Source organism: Burkholderia sp. JP2-270, assembly GCF_003233675.1.
GTDB classification, from domain to species: domain Bacteria; phylum Pseudomonadota; class Gammaproteobacteria; order Burkholderiales; family Burkholderiaceae; genus Burkholderia; species Burkholderia pyrrocinia_C.
Window position 1 is genome coordinate 1,313,604 of sequence record NZ_CP029826.1, and the last position, 23,427, is coordinate 1,337,030.

Genomic DNA, 23,427 nt, shown 5'->3' on the forward strand with positions numbered 1-23,427 from the left:
TCGAAACGAGGTGACATATATGACCGCAACCGAGTCCCAACCGGATCTGATCCTTCACAACGGAAGGTTCACGACCCTCGACCGCGCAAACCCCACCGCGACGGCGGTGGCGATAGCCGCCGGCCGCTTCGTTGCGGTCGGCAATGAAGCGGATGTCATGCGGCTCGCCGGGCGCGCGACGAAGGTCGTCGACCTCGAAGGCCGCGCCGTGCTGCCGGGCCTGATCGACAACCACTGCCACGTGATTCGCGGTGGCCTGAACTACAACATGGAACTGCGCTGGGACGGTGTGCCGTCGCTCGCGGTCGCGATGGACATGCTCAAGCGGCAGGTTGCGATCACGCCCGCGCCGCAATGGGTGCGCGTGGTCGGCGGCTTCACCGAGCACCAGTTTGCCGAGAAGCGCCTGCCGACGATCGAGGAGCTCAACGCGGCCGCGCCCGATACGCCGGTGTTCATCCTGCACCTGTACGACCGCGCGCTGCTGAACGCGGCCGCGCTGCGCGTGGTCGGCTACACGAAGGATACGCCCGAGCCGCCGGGCGGCACGATCCTGCGCGACGCCGCGGGCAATCCGACCGGGCTGCTGCTCGCGAACCCGAACGCGACGATCCTCTACGCGACGCTCGCGAAGGGGCCGAAGCTGCCGTTCGAATACCAGTACAACTCGACGCGCCACTTCATGCGCGAACTGAACCGCCTCGGCGTGACCGGCGTGATCGATGCGGGCGGCGGTTCGCAGAATTATCCTGACGATTACGAGGTGATCCGCAAGCTGCACGACGCTGGCGAGATGACGATCCGGATCGCGTACAACCTGTTCACGCAGAAGCCGAACGCCGAGAAGGAAGACTTCGTGAACTGGACCAAGAGCGTCAAGTATCACGACGGCACCGACTATTTCCGCAACAACGGCGCGGGCGAGATGCTGGTGTTCTCGGCGGCCGACTTCGAGGATTTCCGCGTCGCGCGTCCCGATCTGCCGGCGCAGATGGAAGACGATCTCGAAGGCGTCGTGCGCGTGCTCGCACAGAACCGCTGGCCGTGGCGCATGCATGCGACCTACGACGAAACGATCAGCCGTGCGCTCGACGTGTTCGAAAAGGTCAACAAGGACATCCCGCTCGACGGCCTGAACTGGTTCTTCGATCACGCTGAAACGATCACCGAAAAATCGATGGATCGAATCGCGGCGCTGGGCGGCGGCATCGCGGTGCAGCACCGGATGGCGTACCAGGGCGAATACTTCGTCGAGCGCTACGGCGCGCAGGCGGCCGAAGCGACGCCGCCCGTCGCGAAGATGCTCTCGAAGGGCATCAAGGTCTCGGCCGGCACCGACGCGACGCGCGTCGCGTCGTACAACCCGTGGGTGTCGCTCGCATGGCTCGTGACGGGCAAGACGGTCGGCGGGTTGCGGATGTACCCGCAACGCAACCTGCTCGATCGCGAGACCGCGCTGCGGATGTGGACCGAATACGTGACCTGGTTCTCGAACGAGGAAGGGAAGAAAGGGCGTGTAGCGGTCGGGCAGCTCGCCGACCTGGTGGTCCCGGATCGCGATTTCTTCGCATGCGCGGAGGACGATATCGCGGGCACGACCGCGTTGCTGACGGTGGTCGGCGGCAAGATCGTATGGGGCGCGGGGCCGTTCGCATCGCACGATGCGCCGATTCCGCCCGCGATGCCGGACTGGTCGCCGGTGCGCGAGTACGGCGGCTACGGTGGCTGGGGCGCGACGCAGCGCAACGGCGCACCGCTGCAGCGTGCGGCAGCCGCTGCGATGTGCGGCTGCGCGAGTGCATGCAACGTGCACGCGCATGCGCATGCGAGCGCATGGGGCAGTGCATTGCCGACGTCGGACGCGAAGGGCTTCTGGGGCGCGTTCGGCTGTTCCTGCTGGGCGATCTGACATGTCGACGACAACCGGCCGGTACAGCCCCGGGTGGATTCGCGTCCTGCTGGCGCAGCCGTGGGTCGGCGCGCTGGTACGACTTGCGCTGGTTTCCGCCTTTCTGATCGGAGGCGTCGACAAGGCGATGCACTTCGGCGACGCGATCGCGGAGCAGGCGCATTTCGGCCTGCACCCGCCCGCGTTCTGGGCTGCACTGGCGGTTGTGGTCGAGATCGGCGGTTCGCTGTGCGTGGTATTTCGCCGGTTCACCTGGATTGGCGCGGGTGGACTCGGCGTGCTGACCGTCGTCGCGATGCTGGTGGCGAACGACTTCTGGAACCGCACGGGCGTCGCGCGCTTCATGGCGCTCAACGGCTTCTTCGAGCACCTGGGGCTGATCGCCGCGCTTGTGGTCGTCACCATGCTTGGCGATGTTCGAAGCGGGGAAGGGGGCGGTCGCGCCTGATCTTTTTTTCGGCGCATTGAAGCAGGAAGAAAATTCAATCTTGGGGCACGTTCGTGCGGCATTGCTTGCGCTGATGCTGGCGGACGGCTTCGCTGCCGCTCCCGCTTCGTTCGCAACGCCTCCCGGACCCGCCGCTACGCTTGCACGCTCGCTCGCGGCAGGTCTGCAATAAGACACCCGCCGCCGCCGGCGATTTCAACCGTTTCACCGACAGCTTTGTCGCGAGGTCTCGCGGCAGCAAGTCGAAGCAGGTGTTTTCCAGGTGACGCCGACACCCGGTCGGCCCCTGTCTCAGCTCGTCCTTACGCCGTCCGGCACGATTTCGTCGTTCTGCTTCAAGACACCAATCCCCTGGCCGCCTGGAGCGGCGCCCACGGGCTACGTGGCCGTGTCCATGTCGGCCATGAAAGTGGCGCGCGAGCATGGCACGGATGGGGGCGTCGATACGTTCTCCGATCCGATCGGCCGGGCTCGCGTAGACTTCCGCGGAACGCGAACGCGCGGCCATACCGGAACGCGCGCGATGTCGAAGCATGACCCGGAATACTCGATCGAGCCTCGCCGGGAAATCCAATCCGCAGACCTTATGCCGGTCAGTCAGACCTGCCTGTCTCCGCACGTCGAATGGTCGGCACCCCGGCGATCGAATTCGAAATTTGTCTAGTCATCCTTGCGATTTGTCCACATCCGCTGCACCAAATCCGTGCCGGAATTCCCGCAATGAGGCGCGCTAGAGCCCTGTATTTAGGGGATTTCCCGCGTTTACGCAGGTTTTTTTTGATCAACGCTTGTCCCGCGGTTTTTCTTCTTGCATGCTTGTATAGACAAATTCCTGAGGCGGCTTGCCTGACCGAGGGGATGACGAACTTCAACGCAAGGAGAAATCTCGTGAACGGCAAGCGCATCAAGTGGGCAATCAGGACGATCGGCGTCATCGCGGCTGCAGCGGCAACGCTTGCCGCGCCGGTGCAGGCAAAGGAATGGAAGACGGTGACGGTGGCGCTCGAAGGCGGCTATGCACCGTGGAACCTCACGCTGCCGGGCGGCAAGCTCGGCGGCTTCGAACCGGAACTGCTCGCCAACGTGTGCGGCCGGATCAAGGTCCAGTGCAACATGGTCGCGCAGGACTGGGACGGAATGATTCCCGGCCTGCAGGCCGGCAAGTTCGATGTCCTGATGGATGCGATCTCGATCACGCCGGAGCGTGAGAAGATCCTGCTGTTCTCGCGCCCCTATGCGGCCACGCCGGCGACGTTTGCCGTCACCGACACGAAGATCCTGCCGAAGGCCGCGCCCGGCGCGCCGGCCGTCAAGCTGACCGGCGACGCTAACGCCGACAAGCCTACCGTCGACGCGCTGCGCAAGCAGTTGAAGGGCAAGACGATCGGCATCCAGTCGGGCACCGTCTATACGAAATTCATCAACGACAGTTTCAAGGACATCGCGTCGATCCGCGTGTACAAGACCTCGCCCGAGCGCGATCTCGACCTCGTCGCCGGGCGGATCGATGCGTCGTTCGACGACGTCACGTACTACGCGGCGAACATCGAGAAGAAGGAAAACGCGTCGATCGTGCTCGCGGGCCCGAAGCTCGGCGGGCCGATCTGGGGGCCGGGCGAAGGTCTCGCATTCCGCAAGCAGGATGCCGACCTGAAGACCAAGTTCGATGCGGCGATCGGTGCTGCGCTCGCGGACGGCACCGTGAAGAAGCTTGCCGACAAGTGGTTCAAGACCGACGTCACGCCGTAAGCGCACGTTCGGCCGCCGCCGCGTAGTTGACGTCACGACGCAACGACACGGCGACGCTCGGCGGCGCGCATCCTGCAGATCCATTCAACGCTTGCCGGGAGGCACGCATGGCGATTCTCGAAATGCTCGGCTTCGGAACCGAAGGCTGGGGCGGCGTGCTGTTGCTCGCCGCACTGATGACGGTCGCGCTGACGCTCGCCGCGCTCGCGGTCGGCGCGGTGATCGGCGCCGCGATCGCGGCCGCGAAACTGTCGCGTCACCGCAGCGCGCGCCTGCTCGGCGATCTCTACACGACGGTGTTTCGCGGCGTGCCCGAACTGCTCGTCATCTACCTGTTCTATTTCGGCGGCTCGACGCTCGTCACGACCATCGGCCAGTGGTTCGGCGCGGAAGGCTTCATCGGCGTGCCGCCGTTCGTGATCGGCGCGCTGGCGGTCGGGATGATCTCGGGCGCATATCAGGCGGAGGTATACCGCGCGGCCGTGCTGGCCGTGTCGAAGGGTGAGCTCGAAGCGGCGCGCTCGGTCGGCATGTCGCGCGGCATGGTGCTGCGCCGCATCCTGATTCCGCAGGTGCTGCGCTTCGCGCTGCCCGGCATCGGCAACGTGTGGCAACTCAGCCTCAAGGACTCCGCATTGATCTCGGTCACCGGGCTCGCCGAGCTGCTGCGCACGAGCCAGATCGCCGCGAACTCGACGCACCAGTACTTCGTGTTCTTCGTCGCGGGCGGCGCGCTCTACCTCGTGATGACGGGCCTGTCGAACCGCGTGTTCAACCGGGCGGAAGCGATCGTCGGCCGCTCGTTCCGCCGCAATTTCGCGCGCAACTGACGGAGAGCACGCATGTCCATCGATTTCGACTTCCTCATCGACACGCTGCGCCAGCTGCTCGCGGCCGTGCCGACCACGCTCGGCCTGTTCTTCGCGTCGCTCGTGCTCGGCGGCCTGCTGTCGCTCGTGATCGTCACGATGCGCGTGTCGCCGCGCTGGCTGCCGAACCGCTTCGCGCGCGCGTACATCCTCGTGTTTCGCGGTTCGCCGCTGCTGATCCAGATGTTCCTCGTGTACTACGGGCTCGGCCAGTTCGGCGTGATCCGCGAGAGCTTCATGTGGCCGCTGCTGCGCGAACCGTACGTGTGCGCGGTGCTGTCGCTGGCGTTGTGCACGGCCGGCTATACGGCCGAGATCGTGCGCGGCGGGCTGATGGCCGTGCCGGTCGGGCAGATCGAGGCCGGTTATTCGATCGGCCTGTCGGGCTTCGCGCTGCTGCGGCGCGTGATCGGCCCGATCGCGTTGCGCCAGTGCCTGCCCGCGTACTCGACCGAAGCCGTGCTGCTCGTCAAGTCGACCGCGCTGGCCAGCCTCGTCACGGTGTGGGAGGTGACGGGCGTCGCGCAGCAGATCATCCAGCAGACCTACCGCACGACCGAGGTGTTCGTGTGCGCGGCCCTCATCTACCTTGGCCTGAACTTCATCGTCGTACGCGTGCTCGGCGCGCTCGAATGGCGGCTGTCGGGCCACCTGCGCGCGCCGAAGCCGGCCGGCGTGCCCACTGCGGCGGCGCGCAATGCCCGGCGCGTCGCGCCCTGAGCGCATCCATCCTTCCCGGAGAATTCGATGAACACCGCTGCTCCCGTTGCCCTGTCGGTCAGGAACATCCACAAGTCGTTCGGCGATCACCATGTGCTGAAGGGCATTTCGCTCGATGCGCACGAGGGCGACGTCATCTCGATCCTCGGCGCGAGTGGCTCGGGCAAGAGCACGTTCCTGCGCTGCCTGAACCTGCTCGAGACGCCCGACGACGGCTCCGTCGCGCTCGCCGGCGAGGAACTGAAGATGAAGCGCACGCGCGACGGCAAGCTGCATCCGGGCGACCGGCGTCAGGTCGACCGGATCCGTTCGCAGCTCGGCATGGTGTTCCAGAACTTCAACCTGTGGTCGCACATGACGGTGCTCGACAACCTCGTCGAAGGCCCGCTGCGCGTACAGAAGCGCAGCCGCGCGGAAGCGGTCGAGGAAGCCGAGGCGCTGCTCGCGCGCGTCGGCCTCGCGGACAAGCGCGGCTACTATCCGGCGCACCTGTCGGGCGGCCAGCAGCAGCGCGTCGCGATCGCCCGTGCGCTCGCGATGCATCCGAAGGTGATGCTGTTCGACGAACCGACGTCGGCGCTCGATCCGGAACTGGTCGGCGAGGTGCTGCGTGTGATGCGCTCGCTCGCGGAGGAGGGGCGCACGATGCTGGTCGTCACGCACGAGATGGGTTTTGCACGGCACGTGTCGAACCGCGTGATGTTCCTGCATCAGGGCGAAGTCGATTCGGACGGCACGCCCGGCGATCTGTTCGGCGGCCAGTGCTCCGAGCGCTTCCGGCAGTTCGTGTCGAGCCATCACGACCGTTCCGCGAACTGAGGCTGCCATGACCGTATTCCGTTCGGCAAAGCCGCTCGACTGGCGGCAGGTCGCGGCAGTGGCCGCCGGCGAGCCGCTCGCGCTGGCCGATGACGCGCGCGTACGCATCGTCGCGGCGCGCGAGCTCGTCGACGAAATCGTCGCACGCGGCATCCGCGCGTATGGCGTCAATACGGGCGTCGGCGCGCTGTGCGACGTGATCGTGTCGCCGGCGCAGCAGAGCACGCTGTCGCGCAACATTCTGATGAGTCATGCGGTCGGCGTGGGCGCACCGCTCGGCGCGGCGGAAACGCGCGCGATCGTCGCGGCGGCGATCAACAACTACGCGCACGGGCATTCGGGCGTGCGCGCCGACGTCGTCGACCAGCTCGTCGCGTTGCTGGAACACGATTGCCTGCCGGAAGTTCCGGCGCACGGCTCGGTCGGTTATCTGACCCATATGGCGCACGTCGCGCTCGTCTGCATCGGTCACGGCCATGCGCGCCACCGCGGCGAGCGGATTCGCGGCGACGAGGCATTGCGCCGCATCGGCCGCGAGCCGCTCGTGCTCGGCGCGAAGGAAGGGCTGAGCCTCGTCAACGGCACGCCGTGCGTGACGGGGCTGGCCGCGCTCGCGCTCGCCCGCGCGGAGCGGCTGCTCGACTGGGCCGACTGGGTGGCGGCGACGAGCTTCGAGAACCTCGGCGGGCAGATCGCCGCGTTCGATCCGGCGTCGCTTGTGCTGCGGATTTCGCCCGGCATCGGGCACGTCGGCGCGCGGTTGCGTGCGCTGCTCGCCGACAGCGGAATGCTCGCCGCGGCAAGCGGCCGGCATACGCAGGATCCGCTCAGCCTGCGCACGATTCCACACGTGCACGGCGCGGCGCGCGACGTGTTCGACGTGACGGCGGAGGTGGTCGATCGCGAACTGGCGTCGGTGACCGACAATCCGATCGTGGCCGGCACGCGCGACGCGCCGGCCGTCCATTCGCAGGCACATGCGGTCGGCGCGGGCATCGCGCTGGCGATGGACAGTCTCGCGGCGGCAATGGCCCAGGTCGCGGCAATCGCCGAACGGCGTCTCGACCGGCTCGTCAATCCGCTCGTGAGCGGGCTGCCGGCGTTTCTCGCGACGCCGGGCGGCACCTGTTCGGGCTTCATGATCGCGCAGTACACGGCGGTCGCGCTCGTCGCGCAGAACCAGCGGCTCGCGGCGCCGGCGAGCCTCGACGGCGGCATCACGTCGGGCCTGCAGGAAGATCATCTGTGCCATGCGACGCCGGCGGCGCTGAAGGCGCTCGACATCATCGAGAACACGACACGCGTGCTGGCGATCGAGCTGCTGGCCGCCGCACAGGCTTACGATCTGCAGGCGGACGGCGCATCGCGGGCCGCACCCACCGACGCGCTGTGGCGGCATGTGCGCGAACGCGTGCCGGTGTACCGGGACGACCGGCCGCTTGCGGACGACATCGCGATCGCCGCCGGCATCGTCGCGAGCGTGCCGCCGCCCGTGATGTAACGGCCGGAGGCCGGCCGCCGGGCGACGCGGCGGCCAGCGGGCGATCCATCATTCATTCGATCGAGGGCGCATGAACGAAACGCAACGACAACTTGCCGGCCGGGTGGCGGGCGCACCGGGCGACGGCGTGCCGGCGCGTGCATTGCCGGCCTACCAGCAGATCAAGCGCTACGTCGTCGAGCGGATCGCGAACGGCGACTGGAAGCCCGGCGGCGCGATTCCGACCGAGGCCGAACTGGTGAAGGAGTTCGGCGTCGCGCGGATGACGGTGTCGCGCGCACTGCGCGAGCTGACCGCCGAGCGCGTGCTGACCCGGATCCAGGGCGCCGGCACGTTCGTCGAACGGCGGCATTACGAATCGACGGTGCTGGAGATCCGCAACATCGCGGACGAGATCGCGGAGCGCGGCCATCGGCACAGCGCGCGCGTGTTGCTGCTCGAAAGCAGCGACGATCAGGAGGCGGTCGAAGCGCTCGGGCTGCGTTCGGGGCCCGTGTTCCATTCGCGCATCGTGCATTACGAGGAAGACGAGCCGATCCAGTTCGAGGATCGCTACGTCAATCCGGCGCTGTTTCCCGCGTATCTGGAACAGGACTTCACGATCGAGACGCCGAATCACTACATGGTGCGGCTCGCGCCGATCCAGCGCGCGGAGTTCCGGATCTACGCGGAAAAACCCAATGCGCAGGTGCGCCGGCACCTCGTGATGGAAATCGGCGAGCCGTGTCTGTTATTGAGCCGCCGCACGTGGGTCGGCGAGCACATCGCGACGTCGGTGCGGTTGTGGCATCCGGCGTCGCGGTTTCATCTGGCGGGGCGGGTGTGAGCGTGCAGGCCGCCACCCGGCGGCTCGCCCCGGGCTGCGACATGCGTTCCCCTGCCGAGCCAGGAATTCCAGCGCTTCGCGCCGGCCGGTCGCGGTGCTCACTTTTCAACCGAACGCCTCGAGATCGTCGACCACCCGCATCTGCCCGGCAATCGGGCGCTTGAGCCGGCCGTTCTCCGATTCCAGTTTCTCGAGCCGACGCACGTCGGCCACGTCCATACCGCGGAACTCGTCGCCGAACGCGTTCCGCCAACGATGGAACGTCGGTTGCGCCGGTCTAGAGCCATCGCTCTGAATCCCCATTGCACCGCCGCATAAAACAGTCGTCGGCCGATGGAAGCACACGGCGCAAATAATTTCGTACGCATTCGGCAAGATTCGCCGCGCTCCCGCGATATGCTGGTCCGGCAAGGGACGCGGGTTGTTTGTCGATGTGATTCCCGGCTTGCCTGGGCCGTTTTCGCGCATCCGGATCGCGATCTGCATTCAAGCGACGAATGTGTGCATCGCAACAATCCATTTCATTCACGGCAATCGTAACGGTAAGGTGAACGCACGTTCGAATTTGATCGGGCGATGCGAATTCACCACGTGACCATGCCATGAAAACGAACCACGATCGACCTGCGCAAGCAACACCCTCGTCCCCCGGCGGCAATGCGCGCGCGGCGGGCCTGCGCCTGCCGGGCAGGCTGGTGGGCCCGATCGTGCTCGGCACGCTGCTCAATGCGCTGAACTCGTCGATGATCGCGGTCGCGCTCGTCAGCATCCAGCAGGCGTTCAACCCGCAGGGCGCCACACATGAACGCATCGACACGATGTGGCTCGTATCGGGCCTCTATCTCGCGACGGCAGTCGGCCAGCCGACGATGGGGCGGCTCGCCGACCGGTTCGGCGCGAAGCGGATCTTCTGCATCGGCCTCGCGATCGTACTGATCGCGTCCGCGCTCGCGCCGTTCGCGCCGTCGCTCGGGTGGCTGATCGCGTTGCGCGTCGCGCTCGGCATCGGCACGTCCGCCGCGTATCCGGCCGGCATGGCGATGATCCGCACGTGGTCGCAGCGGCATGCGAACGGCGCGACGCCGACGGGCGGCCTCGGCGCGATCTCGGTCGCGGCGCAGGTGGCCGTCGCGTTCGGGCCGCCGCTTGGCGGCGCGCTCGTGCAGTTCGCCGGCTGGCGTGCGATCTTCTGGATCAACGTGCCGATCGTGCTGCTGGCCTTCGTGCTGACGTGGCTGTGGATTCCGGCCGACGTCGTCCCGCGCGGCGCGCGGCAACGCCGCACGCTGCGGGGCACGCTGATGGAGCTGGACCTGCCGGGCGTCGCGCTGTTCATCCTGACGCTCACGAGCCTGCTGCTGTTCCTGCAATCGGTGTCGCGCGAGCCCGACTGGCTGCTGCTCGTCGCGATGCTGGTGCTGTGCCCGCTGCTGGTCCGGCGCGAGCGGCTGGCCGCGACGCCGCTGATCGACATCCGCATGCTGAGCGACAACCGTGCGCTCGCGAGCACGTACCTGCGCTGCGTCGGCACCTACGCGGTGTTCTACGCGATCTTCTATGCGCTGCCGATATGGCTGCAGGAGGCCAAGCGCCTGTCCGCCGCCGACGCCGGCCTTGTGATGCTGCCGATCGCCGCGGTCGGCACGGTGGCGACGATGCTCGCGACCCGCGTCGCGCACCGTCACGGCTCGCGGCCGGTGCTGATCATCGGCTCCGCGATGCTGTGCATCGGCAGCGTCGTGATGAGCCTGCTCACCAGCGCGATGCCGGTCTGGTCGATCGTGCTGCTGTCGATCGTGTTCGGCGTGCCGAACGGCTTCAACAATCTCGGCAACCAGGCGGCGCTCTACCAGAGCGCGCCGCACGACCGGATCGGCACGGCCTCGGGGCTGTACCGCACCGCGCAGTACGTCGGCGGCAGCCTGTCGTTTGCGCTCGTCGGGCTGGCGCTCGGCCATCCGGCGAGCGATCGCGGCCTGCGCGAGCTGGCCATCGTCCTGGCGGTCGTCAGCGTGCTGCTGCTGCTCAACGCGGCATCGAGCCGGCACCTGGATGCCGCCGCTTCTTCCATCTCCCAACAGAAGTGAGGTTTCTACATGTCCATTCCGACGCTCAATCGCACGGTCGCGCTGGTCGCCATCGATCTGCAGAACGGCATCGTGTCGCTGCCGGTCGTGCCGTACACCGGCGCGCAGGTTGTGGCAAAGACGGTCGAGCTCGCGACCGCGTTCCGCGCGCTGCAGCTGCCCGTCATCTACGTGCACACGAGCTACCAGCCGGACGGGGGCGTGGCGCTGAAGGTCAGGACGGATGCGCCGTCGGCGCCGCCGAATCTCGATCCCGAATGGAGCGCGTTCGCGCCGGCGCTCGGCGTGGGGGCGTCCGACATCGTCGTGACGAAGCATCAGTGGAGCGCGTTCACCGGCACCGATCTCGACGTGCAGCTGCGCCGGCGCGGCATCACGGACATCGTGCTGACCGGGATCGCGACCAACATCGGCGTCGAATCGACGGCGCGCCAGGCATACGAGAACAACTACAACGTCGTCGTCGTCAGCGACGCGGTCAGCACGTCGTCCACCGACGCGCAGCACTTCGCGCTGACGCAGATCTTCCCGAAGCTCGGGCAGGTCGCCGCGACGGCCGACGTGGAGGCGGCACTGGAGCAGGCGTATTCGCGCTGAACGAGGCGGCGTGTTCGGCGTGCACATTCATACAGAGTCATTTAACGAGGCATGACGATGATCAAGACCGATGCATGGGTTCTCTACGCAGGACCGGAACCGAGCAGGAAGCAGGCGCCCGTGGCGGGCGAGCTGCGTCGCGAAACCTTCGAATTCTCCGATCTGGAAGCCGACGAGGTGCTGGTCGAGCCGCTGTACGGATCGTGGGAAGCGAACCTCGACCACGCGCTGTCGCGCAATCCGGTCGACATCTGCCGGCAGCGCCGCGAGGACAAGATCGTGCTCGGCAACGGTGCGCTGGTGCGCATCGTCGAGCGCGGCAGCGGCGTGAAGACGCTGAAGGAAGGCGAGATCTGCATGGTGATGCCGTTCGGCAAGCGCGACGAATACGGGTTCGCCGAACTCGTTTATGCGTACGACGCGCCGGGCACGATCGGCGTGATGGCGCAGCGGACCAAGATGCGCGCAGACAACCTCGTGGCGGTGCCGACCGACAGCCGGCATTCGCTGCTTCAATGGGCGACGTACGGCCGCTACTTCACCGCGTGGGACAACTGGAAGGTGGCATCGGCGTGCTGGCGCTCGCAGCTGCCGGACGTCGATCCGGCCGACTACCTGGTGTTCGGCTGGGGCGGCGGCACGACGCTCGCCGAACTGCAGCTCGCGAAGCGCGAGGGCTTTCGCGTGGCGATGACGGCGAGCAACGACCGGCGCCTCGAGGAACTCGCGAAGCTCGGCATCACGCCGGTCGATCGTCGGAAGTTCCCGAATCTCGCGTATGACGACGAGCGCTACAAGACCGATCCCGAGTACCAGGCGAGCTACCGCGAGTCGGAGCGCGTGTTCGCGGAGACGATCGCGGAACTGAGCGGCGGCCGCGGCGTCGCGATCTTCCTCGACAACCTCGGCGGCGCGCTGTATCGCGCGACGATGCGCGTGGTCGGCCGCACCGGTATCGTCACGACGGTCGGCTGGAAGACCGGGATGCGCCTGTGGAACCTGCGCGCGACGGAATGCATCAACCGCCGCCTGCACATCCACACGCATGCGTGGCGCTACGACGACAGCATCACGATCCGCGACTTCCAGGAAACGAGCGGCTGGATCGGCCAGGAACCGACCGAGATCTTCGATTTCGACGAGGTGCCGAAGCTCGCGTCCGACTACCTGAACGGGAAGATCCAGACGTATTTCCCGATCTACCGGATCAACGCCGTCTGAGCGGCAGGTCGCGCGCCGCGTCTGCATCGCTGCACGACACTTAGTCATGCAGATGACATTGGCGCGCGGCGCGCCGTGCAATCCATCTGACTGGAGAACGGCATGGCCACTGTGGAAATCGGGGACGTCGACGCCGGCGCGGCGCCGGACGCCTCCAAACCGGCGCCGCTGGACGGCATTCGCGTGATCGACGCCGCGACGCTGTTCGCGGGCCCGCTCGCGGCAACGATGCTCGCGGACTACGGCGCCGACGTGATCAAGATCGAGCATCCAGACGGCGATCCGGCGCGCAAGTACGGCGCGCGCCGCGACGACGTGCCGTTGTGGTGGAAGGTGCTCGCGCGCAACAAACGGGCGGTCACGCTGAATCTGGGCACAGCCGACGGCCAGAGGATCTTCCGCGAGCTGGCGGCGCAGGCGGACGTGGTCGTCGAGAATTTCCGGCCCGGCACGCTCGAGCGCTGGGGGCTCGGCTACGACGTGCTGTCCGTGCTCAACCCGCGGCTCGTGCTCGTGCGGGTGACGGGCTTCGGCCAGTTCGGCCCGTATGCGAGCCGCCCGGGCTTCGGCACGCTGGCCGAGGCGATGAGCGGGCTCGCGTCGATCACCGGCGACGCGGACGGGCCGCCGCTGCTGCCGTCGTTCCCGCTCGCCGACACGGTCGCGGGGCTGACCGCCGCGTTCGCGATCATGACCGCGCTGAAGGCGCGCGAGCGCACCGGGCGCGGCCAGGTCGTCGATCTCGCGATCATCGAGACGATGCTCGCGGCGATGGGCGCGCAGGTGGCGAGCTACGACCAGACGGGCCGGGTGCCCGAGCGCACCGGCAATCGTTCGCCGAACAATTCGCCGCGCGGCGTTTACCGCACGTCGGACGGCAAGTGGGTCGCGCTGTCGACGTCGGCGCACAGCATCGCCGAGCGCGTGATGCGCCTCGTCGGCCGCGCGGACCTGATCGACGAACCGTGGTTCGCGAACGGCGCCGAGCGCGCGAAGCATGCGGACGAGCTGGATGCGGCGGTCGGCGGCTGGATCGGGCAGCGCACGCGCGACGAGGTGATCGCCGAATTCGAGCGCGCGCAGGCGGCGGTCGCGCCGATCTACGACGTCGCCGACGTGCTGCGCGATCCGCAGTACGCGGCGCTCGGCTCGATCGTGTCGGTGCCCGACGCGGAGCTCGGCGCGTTCCGCACGCACAACGTGCCGTTCCGGCTGTCCGACACGCCCGGCGCGATCCGCTGGGGCGGGCCTGCGCGCGGCACGCACAACGACGAAGTATTCGGCGCATTGGGACTGGAGCGGCGCGAGATCGCCGATTTGACCGAACGAGGCATTTTATGAAAACCAGCGCTACTTACCGCAGTTACCTTTACGTGCCCGCGCACAAGGCGCAGGTGGTCGAGAAGGCGTATGCAAGCGAAGCCGATGCCGTCGTGCTCGACCTCGAGGATGCCGTGCCGGCCAGCCACAAGGCCGACGCACGCGAGGCGGCCGCCGCGATTCTCGCGGAAGGTCCGCCGAAGCCGACGTACGTGCGGATCAACCCGATCGGCAGCCCATGGTGCCGCGACGACGTCGACGCGATCGCGCAGCCGGCGCTGCAAGCGCTGCGCCTGCCGAAATGCGACCTGCCGCAGCAGATCCAGGAGGTCGCGGGCTGGCTCGACGCGATCGGCTGCGACGCGGGCATTCAGATCCTGATCGAATCGGCGTACGGCGTCGAGACGGCTTACCAGCTCGCGACCGCGTCGCCGCGGCTCGAACGGATCGGGCTCGGCGAGAGCGACCTGCGTGCGGACCTGCAGATCGGCGTCGACAACTTCACGCTCGAAGTGTGCCGTGCGCGCTGCGTGGTCGCGTCGCGCGCGGCGGGGCTGAACGGGCCGATCCAGACCGTCTATCACACGCTGCCCGATCTCGACGGGCTGAAGGAATCGACGCTGCGCGCGAAATCGATGGGGTTCCTCGGCCGCTTCGCGATCCATCCGTCGCAGCTTCCGGTGATCAACGAGGTGTTCACGCCGTCGGACGACGAGATCCGCGCGGCCGAACGCGTGCTCGAGGCGGTCGATGCGGCGGCGGGCAAGGCCTCGGCGTCGTCGGTGTTCGTGCTGCCCGACGGCCGCGTGGTCGCGCCGCCGCTGATCGCCAACGCGCGCGTGACGCTCGCGCTCGCGAACAATCTTCGTCTCAGTGGAGCACTGGCATGAGCACACCCGAGACGCTTTCCGCTCCGGCGGCGGCCGCTGATCCGACCGCACCGAACCGATCCGCGCTGCCCGACGGCATTGTCGGCGCGCTGGGCCGCTTCGCGGCGGAGGTGCGCGCCGAAGGGCTGGATCGCAGGCTGCGCGTCGAGGCCGCCGCGCGCGTGCTCGACGTGGTCGGCAACAGCCTGATCGCGCACGACGAACCGGTCGCGCAGTCGGTGCTGCAGGTCGCGCGGCGCTGGGCCGGCACCGGCCCGGCGAGCGTAATCGGCGCACCCGACCGGCTGCCGGCCGCGAGCGCCGCGCTGGTCAACGGCACGCTCGCGCATGCGATGGATTTCGACGATTCGCACATGCTGTCGGTGCTGCATCCGAGCGCGTCCGTAATTCCGGCCGCGCTCGCCGCCGCGCAGGCGAGCGGCGCGTCGGGCGCGGCGCTGCTCGATGCGATCACGGTCGGCACCGAGGTGTGCATCCGGCTCGGCGTTGCCGCGTACAACGAGCGGCTCGGCAATTCGGTGTTCTTCGAGCGCGGCCAGCACGCGACGTCGATCTGCGGCACGGTCGGCGCGGCGGCGGCTGCGGCGATGCTGTTCGGGCTCGACGCCGCGCAGATCGCGGCGGCGCTCGGCATTGCCGCGAGCATGGGTGCGGGTTTGCTCGAAGCGAACCGCACCGGCGGCTCGGTGAAGCGGATCCACTGCGGCTGGGCGGCGCACGCGGGCGTGAGCGCGGCGGAACTGGCAGGCGCGGGCGTGACCGCGCCGCCGACCGCGCTCGAAGGCCGCTTCGGCTTCTTCCATGCGTGGTGCGGCGACCTCGCCGACGTCGACGCGGTGCTGCGCGACCTGGGCGACGAATGGGAGACGAGCCGGATCATCTTCAAGCCGTATCCGTGCAACCACTTCACGCATCCGGGCATCGACGCGGCGCTGCAACTGAAGGCGCAAGGCGTGACGGCGGACGACGTGGTGTCGGCCGAGCTGCGGGTCGCGACGTCGACGCTGCGCACGATCGGCGAGCCGGCGGAGCTGAAGGCGAATCCGCCGAACGGTTATGCGGCGGCGTTCTCGGGGCCGTACACGGTCGCGGCGGCGCTGCTCGGCGGCGGCGGGCTCGGCGTCTGGTTCGACGATTTCGGCGATGCGCTTGCGCAGGACCCCGCCCGGCGCGCGCTGGCCGCGAAGGTGCGCTGCGTGGCCGATCCGTGGTGCGACGCGCGCTTCCCGACTTTCCTGCCGGCCGTGCTGCGCGTCGAGCTGCGCGACGGGCAGGTGCGCGAAGCGCGGATCGAGTCGAGCAAGGGCACGAATTCACGGCCGCTGACCGAACAGGAGCTCACCGCGAAATTCGTGCTGGCGGCGAGTTCGGCGCTCGGTATGGCGCGCGCGCTCGCGCTGCGCGATGCGGTGCAGGCGCTCGCCGACGATGCGTCGCTCGACGCGCTCGCGGCGCTGACGTCAGGCACTGAAGGAGGGCACCGATCTTGAATGCACCCCGCTGGAAAAAGCGGCCGCCCGGCTCGAACTGGGGCGATTTCGGTCCCGACGATCAGAAGGGGCGGCTGAACTGGCTGACGCCGGACAAGGTGCGGCAGGGCGCAGCCGAGGTCCGGGAAGGGCTGTCGTTCTCGCTGAGCCTGCCGCTCGACGTGCCGCGCGGCGGCGGGCTGAACGCGCGGCGCCGGCCGCCGGCGATCATGCCGGCGCTGCTCGGCGACAAGCCGTACTTCGGCTATCGCGCGGACCAACAGGTTGCGAACGCAACCGATGTGGTCTGCGACGATTCATTCTGCATGCACTCGCAGTTCTCGACGCAGTGGGACGGCCTGTCGCACGTGGGCGGCCTGTTCGACGCGGACGACGACGGCGTGCCTGAAATCGTGTTCTACAACGGTTTCCGGATGGGCGAGCATCTGCGGGTGCCGCAGGAAGGCGACGCGACGGGCGGCGCGCGCGCGCTCGGCATCGAGGTGATGGCGCAGACGGGCGTGCAGGGGCGCGGCGTGCTGATCGACCTGCGGCGTCATTTCGGCGACGCGCGCACGAAGGTTGGCTTCGCGCAGCTGATGCAGGTGATGGACGCGGACCGCGTGCAGGTCGAGCGCGGCGACATCGTCTGCCTTCACACCGGCTTCGCGGATCTGCTGCTGAACGACGACGGCGGATCGCCGGCGACGGTTGCAAGCGCGTGCGTGCTGGACAGCAGCGATGCGCGGCTGCTGCAATGGATCGACGAATCGGGGCTGGCCGCGCTCGTGGCCGACAACCATGCGATCGAGGAACGTCCGCAGCATGCGCAGCCGCTCGCGCAACCGGGCGCACTGATGCCGTTGCACGAGCTGTGCCTGTTCAAGCTCGGCATTCACCTCGGCGAGCTGTGGCACCTGACGCCGCTCGCGAACTGGCTGCATGCGCGCCGCCGGAACCGGTTTCTGCTGACCGCGCCGCCGTTGCATATCCGCGGCCTGGTCGGCGCGCCGGTGAATCCTGTCGCGACCGTTTGAGCGTGCGGGCGGCCGTGGCGGCGGCCGCCCGCACTTTTTTTTGCAGCGCGACCGGCTTGTGCAAAGTACGAATTCAATTGCCGATTGACAAGGTATTCAGAAGAATCGACGCGAAACGGGCAATTTAATTTAAAGCCATAAATAATATTGCTCGTTATCTAAAAAATATCGACAAGTCAAGATTGGACTATTCTTGTGCATTGCACTAAATATCAGGTGATTGCTCCGGTTACGGAATTTCGCAATCGTGATCGGAGGCGGTGATTAACCTGTTTTAGTGGATGGTCGCAAACATGAATCTACGTTCGATCGATTTGAACCTGCTGGTCATACTCGATGCGCTGCTGACGGAGAAACAGGTCACGCGGGCCGGCCAGAAGGTCGGCCTCACGCAGCCGGCCGTCAGCAACGCACTGGCGCGGCTGCGGTTCGTGTTCAAGGACGAGATCCTGGCGCGCACCGCGGTCGGCATGGAATTGACACCGCGCGCGCAGGCGCTGGCCATGCCGATTCGACAGATCATGCAACAAATCGAGGAATTATTTGAATCGGATTATCAATTCAATCCTTTTACGTCCGAGCGCCATTTTACGGTGCGCATGTCGGATCTCACGGAATTGCTTTTGCTGCCGGCCCTGCTGCGCTGCATGCGCCTGACCAGCCCGAATATCGGCATGGACATCGTGCACATGAGCGCCGCCAAGACCGCCGACGCGCTCGAATCGGGGCTGCTCGACCTGGCGGTCAGCGCGGGCCTCGAACATTCGGGCACGCTGTCGTCGCAAACCGTGTTTCATGACCGGATGGTCTGCGTGATGAGCCGCAGTCATCCGGACGCGGGCAGGCCGCTGACGCTCGAACGGTTCCTCGCGCTCGACTTCCTCAACGTGACGATCAACCCGGTCGACCACAGCCTGGTCGACAACCTGCTCGCGAACATGAACTGTACGCGGCGCATCGCGCTCAACGTGCCGCACTGGCTCGTCGTGCCGAACATGCTGGATGCGCTGCCGTACGCGGTGATCATGTCGGAGCGGCATGCGGTGAGCCTCGACGATGCGCGGCTCGTGATCCGCGAGCTGCCGCTCGCGATGGAGCCCGTCGCGTGGTCGCTGTACTGGCACCGCCGCTACGACGGCAGCAACGCACATGCGTGGCTGCGCGACCGCATCGTCGAGGTCGCGGAAGCGCTCGAGCGGCACGGCGTCGCGGCGGAGGCTTAGGGCGTTGGCCGTTCACGCAGGTCGGCCGACGACGAGCAGCGGCGGCAGCGCGGCGACGTCGGGCTGCTCGTCGAGCCGCCACAGGTAATCGAGCGCCGCGCGGATCTGCGTCGGGCTCCAGTGCCGCTGGCAGTTCTTCGTGAACTTCGCGTCGTAGTCGTCGCGCCGCATCGGGCGCGTCGGCGAGCCGGGCAGGTCGTCCACTTGCTTCGCGCAGGTCGTGCCGTCTTCGCACACGGCCGTCACCCGGTTCGGCGCCTGCGCCGGATAGCGGGCGGTCAGCGCCGGGTCCTCGTGCACCGTGATCCGCTCGATCAGCGCGCGCAGCGCCGGATCGCGCAGCGCGTCGTGCCGGTAGCTCTCGGTCGTGATGTCGCCGTCGAGCATCGCACGCGCAACGATGTACGGCAGGCTGTGATCGGCGGTCTCGTGGGTCGACGGCGCCCATTTTTCGCGGTCGCGGCCGGCCGTCACGTAGCCCACTTCGGTCGTGTGGATCTCGATGCGCCGGATGCGGCGCAGGTCGCCGACCTGCGCGGCGACGTCGAGCGCGGCCGGAATCGCGGTTTGCGTGAGCCCTTGCGCGGGATAGAACTTCACGAAGCACTTGCCGATCCGGAACGCGCCGCCGCGCCCGCCGAATTCGCGCGTGTCGACGGCGAACGGCCCGGACACCTGCGGAAAGAACCCCGCCATGCCTTCGAAGATCGGCGCGGGGCCGGTCAGCCCGGCGCGCGCGAGCTGCGTCGAGAACACCGCATTGCGCGCCGCGTCCGCATCGGCGAGCGCCTTCCAGTTCGACAACTGCTGGACGCGCGTCTGGTTCAGCGCGAGATGGCTGTTGATCGACAGGTTCACCGCCTGCACCAGCTGCGGCGCGGGCATGCGCATCAGCTTGCCCGCAGCGAGCGCGACGGCGGGCAGGCTATAGCACGTGTGATCCCAGCCGCGCGGGCTGATCGCGGCGGCGTCCATCAGCCGGCACGCGATCTCGTACGCGATCGCGATCGACAGGATCAGGTCGCGGCCGTTCGCGTGCTGCGCTTCGGCGACGGCGAGACACGCGGACATGTTGTCGCTCGGATGGCCGGTCTCCTTGCCGGCGTACGCGTCGTTGAAATCGTAGTAGCGCAGCGCGGTGCCGGTCGCGAACGCGGCGAGATCGGGGCTCGTGCGCCGGTTCGTGCCGACGATCGTCGACACGCCGCCCGGCGATGCGAGCGCCGCGTCGCGCGCGATCCGTACCGGGCGTTCGTCGTGCGCGGCGATCGCGCAGCCGAGCGCGTCGATCAGATGCGCCTTGATCGTGTCGATGGTCGCTGCGTCGAGGTCGCGATACTGCAGCCCGGCCGCGTAGTCGGCGAGCTGTTGCGCGAGATCCGGGCGGCTGGCGGTTGCGCCGGCGGCCGGCAGCGCGCCGGCGTGGGCGAGCGGCAGCGCGAGTGCCGCGCCGGTCAGTGTGGAAAGGAAGTGGCGGCGATTCATGGTTCGAAGACTCCGAAGGTTCCTGAAACTGGGGGAGAGGCGAGTTCAGAACAGCTTGCGCAGGCCGAGTGCCGCGCCCGCGCTGCCGGCGCGGTCGGCGGCCAGCGAGTAGTGGAGGAAGTTGTAGTTGTAATTGTCGAAATCGAGCGCGGCGCGGCGCGCGTAGCCGCCCGCCAGGTACAGCGTGACGGCTTTCGACAGGAAGTAGTTCAACTGCAGCGTGACCTGCTGCGGATTGGCCGGGTGCGGCGCGGGCGTCTGCGCGTTCGGCGGATTCTGCGCGCGGATGTCCTCGTAATAGAACGCGCCGATCGCCTGCAGGTAAGGCGTGATCGCGTAGCGCACGCCAGCCCACCAGAACGTGTAGCGCGTCACGACCGACGGCGCGGCGACACCGCTCTGGCCGTGCGTGACGCCGGCCAGCAGCTGCGCGCGGTCGACGGACACGATCGCGGCGGCGGCGTAGCGGCGGAAATGCGCGAAGCCGCCCGGCTGCGGCGTGTTGACGTTGTCGAACGCGGCGGCGAACGAGAACGCGCCGCCGGCATAGTCGAAGCCGGCGCCGTAGGCGGCGTTCGACTGGAACGCGCCGGGCGTGCCGCCGAACGAATAGTGCGTTTCGAGCGTCAGCGAGCCGATCTTCGCCAGGTACTTGGCGACGTTGTTCTCGCGGAAGTTGACGCCGACGATCGCGCCGGCCGGCTCATACAACGTCGAGTACGCGCCCGTCGGCGAATAGCGCTCCATGACGTCGAACAGCGTCGAGTACTGGTGGCCGAGCCGCAGCGCGCCCCAGCGCTGGTGCTGCAGCCCGACCCACGCGGAGCGGTCGAAGCCGCCCGCGCCGGTGCCGATGCCGTTGTTCAGGTTGATGCCGCTTTCGAGCCGGAACGCGGCCTGCCAGCCGCCGCCGAGCTCCTCGACGCCCTTCAGGCCCCAGCGCGAGCCGCTCTTGCCGCCCGACGCCATCCGCACGAGCGATGCCGACGACTTGTCGCCGGGCGCGGCCTGGTGGGTGAGGAATTCCGTATAGATGTCGGCCACGCCGTACAGCGTGATCGTGCTCTGCGCGCAGGCGCCGGCCGATACGAGGCCCAGTCCGCACAGTGCGGACATCCGCTTGCCCATGGCTTGTCTCCTTCCAGGGTTTGTTATTTATTTGAATGCGGCGCCGCGTCGGTCGAGCGGCGCGGCGGTGCTGCGGGGCGACGCTATCCGGGCCGGGCGGCGAACGGGCAGCGGCGCGGTGGAACGCACGCGTGCACCGCGCGACGCGCGCGTGCGCAGGGATGACGCACGGCGATGAAGGGCGGCGCGCGCATCACCGGGGCACGCCGTCGGCACGCGCCTGCACGGCCGCGTGACGCGCGAGCACACGCTTCGCGCGCGCGACGCCTGGCGCGTCGACCATCCTGCCGTCGACGCGCAGCGCGCCGCGCCCGTTCGCGCGCGCGTCGTCGTAGGCGGCCAGCACCGCCGTCGCGTCGCGCACCGCGTCGTCGTCGGGCCGGAATGCGCGGTTGAGCGCGCCGACCTGCAGCGGATGGATGCAGGTCGCGCCCGCATAGCCGAGTTCCGCGGACGCGCGCGCGAGGCGCTCGAACGCGTCGAGATCGCGCAGCTCGTCGAGGCCGCCGATGAGGCCGAGCGGCAGGATGCCGGCGGCGCGCGCGGCGATGATCAGCAGCTGCTTCGGCACGCGCAGCACGTCGGCGCCCGCGCCGCTTTCGCAGTTCAGCGCGAAGTCGCCGCCGCCCAGCATCATCGCGACGACGCGCGGCGATGCCCGCGCGATCCGGTCCATCGACTGGAACGCACGCGGCGTTTCGACGATCGCGACGATCCGCGTGCCGCCGGGCGGCGCGCCGGTTTCCTCCTCTAGCGCGGCCAGCAGTTCGTCGATCGCCTCGACGTGCGAGCCGCCGCGCACCTTCGGCAGCACGACGCCGTCCACGCCGGCACGGACGGCCGCGCGCAGGTCGGGCACCAGCAGGTCGAGCGGGGCGTTGGCGCGCACCAGCACGTCGCGGCCCGGCGCGCGCAGTGCAGGCACGGCCTCGGCCAGCCCGTCGCGGGCGGCCTCCTTGCAAGCGGGCGGGACGCTGTCCTCGAGATCGAGGATCAGCGCGTCGGCGTCGCTCGCGGCGGCCGATGCGACGAAGCGGGGGACGTGGGCGGGGACGTACAGCAGCGAGCGCCAGACGGGTTGAGGCGACGAATTCATCGTTGATCTCTAAAAATGAAAGTCACTTTCATTTTTGTGGTGGATGAGGGCATTCGTCAAGATTATCGTTAACGCCTAGCTTCAAAGACTGTTGCAAGAAGATGAGCGACCGAAGCCGCGCGGATTCATGTTGATGTCGTCGATGATCTGCGTATAATGAAAGTGACTTTCATTTTTTTTGATGCCGGCAGCCGCGACGCGGCACGACTCTGCCGGCATCGCACGAGGTGGACATGAACAAGGTGGAGACAAGCAATCCGGCAGAGGGCGGCGTGGCCGCGGTCAACCGCGCGCTGACCGCGCTGCTGGCGTTCGGCAACGCGCCCGGCGGGCTGATGCTCGCGCAGGTCAGCGAGGAGACGGGGCTCAACATGAGCACGCTGTTGCGGATGTTCGAGTCGCTCGAGCAGTTCCGCTTCATCAAGCGCCTGCCGGACGGGCGCTACGTGCTGGGGCCGGCCGTGTTCCAGCTCGGGATGATGTATCGCGAGTCGTTCCAGCTGCGCGAGTACGTGATGCCGATCCTGTCGAAGCTGTCGGCGGAAACCGGCGAGACGGCCGCGTTCTACGTGCGCGAAGGCGACCAGCGCGTGTGCCTGTTCCGCATCCAGGCGCAGCGCTCGGTGCGCACGCATCTGCGCGAGGGCGACCGCTTCCCGCTCGACGCCGGCGCGGCCGGGCGCGTGCTGCTCGCGTTCAGCGGCATGCGCGGCGGCGACTACGAGAAGACGGCCGAGCAGGGCTACGCGGTGTCGATCGCCGAGCGCGACCCGGAAAGCGCGGCGATCGCGTGCCCGGCGTTCGGCGTCGGCCGCGTGCTGAGCGGCGCGATCTCGCTCGGCGTGCCGCGCTATCGCTTCAACAAGAAGGTGCTGGCCGACTACCTGCCGCGCGTGCAGGCGGCCGCAGCCGAGCTGACGCATGCGCTGGGCGGCGATTTGCCCGCCGCCGGCGCGGCGTTCCGCGCGGCCGACCAGCTCGGCGTGCTGCTCGAGTAGCGTCGTGCGCGGCTGAGCGCGCGCCTTACCGGCAT

The 23,427-nt window shown here is 68.0% G+C and carries 21 protein-coding genes and 1 pseudogene; 18 read left to right on the plus strand and 4 right to left on the minus strand.

What is annotated here, in order from left to right; translation table 11 throughout:
* Window positions 1-19: 19 nt before the first annotated feature.
* The 9 genes and pseudogenes from DM992_RS38685 (at window position 20) to hutC (ending at window position 8,841) form a co-directional block, all read left to right on the plus strand.
* Window positions 20-1,909 carry an amidohydrolase gene (locus DM992_RS38685; protein ID WP_111021482.1) on the plus strand — a complete coding sequence of 630 codons (1,890 nt, stop codon included), beginning with the start codon at window positions 20-22 and terminating at the stop codon, window positions 1,907-1,909.
* Window position 1,910: 1 nt separating this feature from the next.
* Window positions 1,911-2,357 carry a DoxX family protein gene (locus DM992_RS38690; RefSeq protein ID WP_111021483.1) on the plus strand — a complete coding sequence of 149 codons (447 nt, stop codon included), beginning with the start codon at window positions 1,911-1,913 and terminating at the stop codon, window positions 2,355-2,357.
* A gap of 40 nt (window positions 2,358-2,397) precedes the next feature.
* Window positions 2,398-2,826: pseudogene (locus tag DM992_RS43200) on the plus strand (glyoxalase); the annotation flags it as partial.
* Between the two features lie 419 nt (window positions 2,827-3,245).
* Entirely contained in the window at window positions 3,246-4,106 is an 861-nt protein-coding gene (locus DM992_RS38695; protein WP_034184651.1) for a transporter substrate-binding domain-containing protein, read from the plus strand.
* Between the two features lie 107 nt (window positions 4,107-4,213).
* On the plus strand, window positions 4,214-4,936 hold the full coding sequence (locus DM992_RS38700) for an ABC transporter permease subunit (RefSeq protein WP_111021484.1): 723 nt from the start codon (window positions 4,214-4,216) through the stop codon (window positions 4,934-4,936).
* Window positions 4,937-4,948: 12 nt separating this feature from the next.
* Entirely contained in the window at window positions 4,949-5,695 is a 747-nt protein-coding gene (locus DM992_RS38705) for an ABC transporter permease subunit (RefSeq protein WP_111021485.1), read from the plus strand.
* Between the two features lie 27 nt (window positions 5,696-5,722).
* Entirely contained in the window at window positions 5,723-6,514 is a 792-nt protein-coding gene (locus DM992_RS38710; RefSeq protein WP_111021486.1) for an ATP-binding cassette domain-containing protein, read from the plus strand.
* A 7-nt stretch (window positions 6,515-6,521) separates the two neighbouring features.
* Window positions 6,522-8,015: a histidine ammonia-lyase gene (gene hutH / locus DM992_RS38715; RefSeq protein WP_111021487.1), complete on the plus strand. Its 1,494-nt coding sequence runs from the start codon at window positions 6,522-6,524 to the stop codon at window positions 8,013-8,015.
* 70 nt (window positions 8,016-8,085) lie between these two features.
* Window positions 8,086-8,841, plus strand: a complete 756-nt coding sequence (gene hutC / locus DM992_RS38720; RefSeq protein ID WP_111021488.1) for a histidine utilization repressor — start codon at window positions 8,086-8,088, stop codon at window positions 8,839-8,841.
* 105 nt (window positions 8,842-8,946) lie between these two features.
* Here hutC and DM992_RS42100 read toward each other — a convergent pair whose 3' ends face one another.
* Window positions 8,947-9,327 (minus strand): hypothetical protein, encoded by a 381-nt coding sequence (locus tag DM992_RS42100; protein ID WP_162631847.1) that lies wholly within the window; start codon window positions 9,325-9,327, stop codon window positions 8,947-8,949.
* Between the two features lie 116 nt (window positions 9,328-9,443).
* Between DM992_RS42100 and DM992_RS38725 the strand changes: the two genes are divergently transcribed.
* The 8 genes from DM992_RS38725 (at window position 9,444) to DM992_RS38760 (ending at window position 18,685) form a co-directional block, all read left to right on the plus strand.
* Window positions 9,444-10,928: an MFS transporter gene (locus DM992_RS38725; RefSeq protein WP_111021489.1), complete on the plus strand. Its 1,485-nt coding sequence runs from the start codon at window positions 9,444-9,446 to the stop codon at window positions 10,926-10,928.
* Window positions 10,929-10,937: 9 nt separating this feature from the next.
* Window positions 10,938-11,525 carry a hydrolase gene (locus tag DM992_RS38730; protein ID WP_111021490.1) on the plus strand — a complete coding sequence of 196 codons (588 nt, stop codon included), beginning with the start codon at window positions 10,938-10,940 and terminating at the stop codon, window positions 11,523-11,525.
* Between the two features lie 57 nt (window positions 11,526-11,582).
* A complete protein-coding gene (locus tag DM992_RS38735; protein ID WP_072445218.1) occupies window positions 11,583-12,746 on the plus strand; it encodes a zinc-binding alcohol dehydrogenase family protein in 1,164 nt (387 codons plus the stop codon).
* A 102-nt stretch (window positions 12,747-12,848) separates the two neighbouring features.
* On the plus strand, window positions 12,849-14,087 hold the full coding sequence (locus tag DM992_RS38740; RefSeq protein WP_111021491.1) for a CoA transferase: 1,239 nt from the start codon (window positions 12,849-12,851) through the stop codon (window positions 14,085-14,087).
* On the plus strand, window positions 14,084-14,956 hold the full coding sequence (locus DM992_RS38745; RefSeq protein ID WP_111021492.1) for a CoA ester lyase: 873 nt from the start codon (window positions 14,084-14,086) through the stop codon (window positions 14,954-14,956). Before DM992_RS38740 ends, DM992_RS38745 begins: the two co-directional genes overlap by 4 nt.
* A complete protein-coding gene (locus DM992_RS38750) occupies window positions 14,953-16,446 on the plus strand; it encodes an MmgE/PrpD family protein (RefSeq protein WP_111021493.1) in 1,494 nt (497 codons plus the stop codon). The genes DM992_RS38745 and DM992_RS38750 overlap by 4 nt, the downstream gene beginning before the upstream one ends.
* A complete protein-coding gene (locus DM992_RS38755) occupies window positions 16,443-17,462 on the plus strand; it encodes a cyclase family protein (RefSeq protein WP_111021494.1) in 1,020 nt (339 codons plus the stop codon). The genes DM992_RS38750 and DM992_RS38755 overlap by 4 nt, the downstream gene beginning before the upstream one ends.
* 293 nt (window positions 17,463-17,755) lie before the next feature.
* Window positions 17,756-18,685 carry a LysR family transcriptional regulator gene (locus tag DM992_RS38760; RefSeq protein ID WP_111021665.1) on the plus strand — a complete coding sequence of 310 codons (930 nt, stop codon included), beginning with the start codon at window positions 17,756-17,758 and terminating at the stop codon, window positions 18,683-18,685.
* Window positions 18,686-18,697: 12 nt separating this feature from the next.
* Here the strand turns inward: DM992_RS38760 and DM992_RS38765 are convergent, their stop codons facing one another.
* The 3 genes from DM992_RS38765 to DM992_RS38775 all read right to left on the minus strand — a co-directional run bounded on the left by DM992_RS38765 (window position 18,698) and on the right by DM992_RS38775 (window position 22,394).
* Entirely contained in the window at window positions 18,698-20,170 is a 1,473-nt protein-coding gene (locus DM992_RS38765; protein WP_111021495.1) for an MmgE/PrpD family protein, read from the minus strand.
* 45 nt (window positions 20,171-20,215) lie between these two features.
* Complete coding sequence (locus tag DM992_RS38770; protein ID WP_111021496.1) at window positions 20,216-21,298, minus strand: porin; 1,083 nt, start codon at window positions 21,296-21,298, stop codon at window positions 20,216-20,218.
* 193 nt (window positions 21,299-21,491) lie between these two features.
* Window positions 21,492-22,394: a CoA ester lyase gene (locus tag DM992_RS38775; protein WP_111021497.1), complete on the minus strand. Its 903-nt coding sequence runs from the start codon at window positions 22,392-22,394 to the stop codon at window positions 21,492-21,494.
* 233 nt (window positions 22,395-22,627) lie between these two features.
* Here DM992_RS38775 and DM992_RS38780 point away from each other — a divergent pair, with 233 nt between their 5' ends.
* Entirely contained in the window at window positions 22,628-23,392 is a 765-nt protein-coding gene (locus DM992_RS38780) for an IclR family transcriptional regulator (RefSeq protein WP_111021498.1), read from the plus strand.
* Window positions 23,393-23,427: the final 35 nt, after the last annotated feature.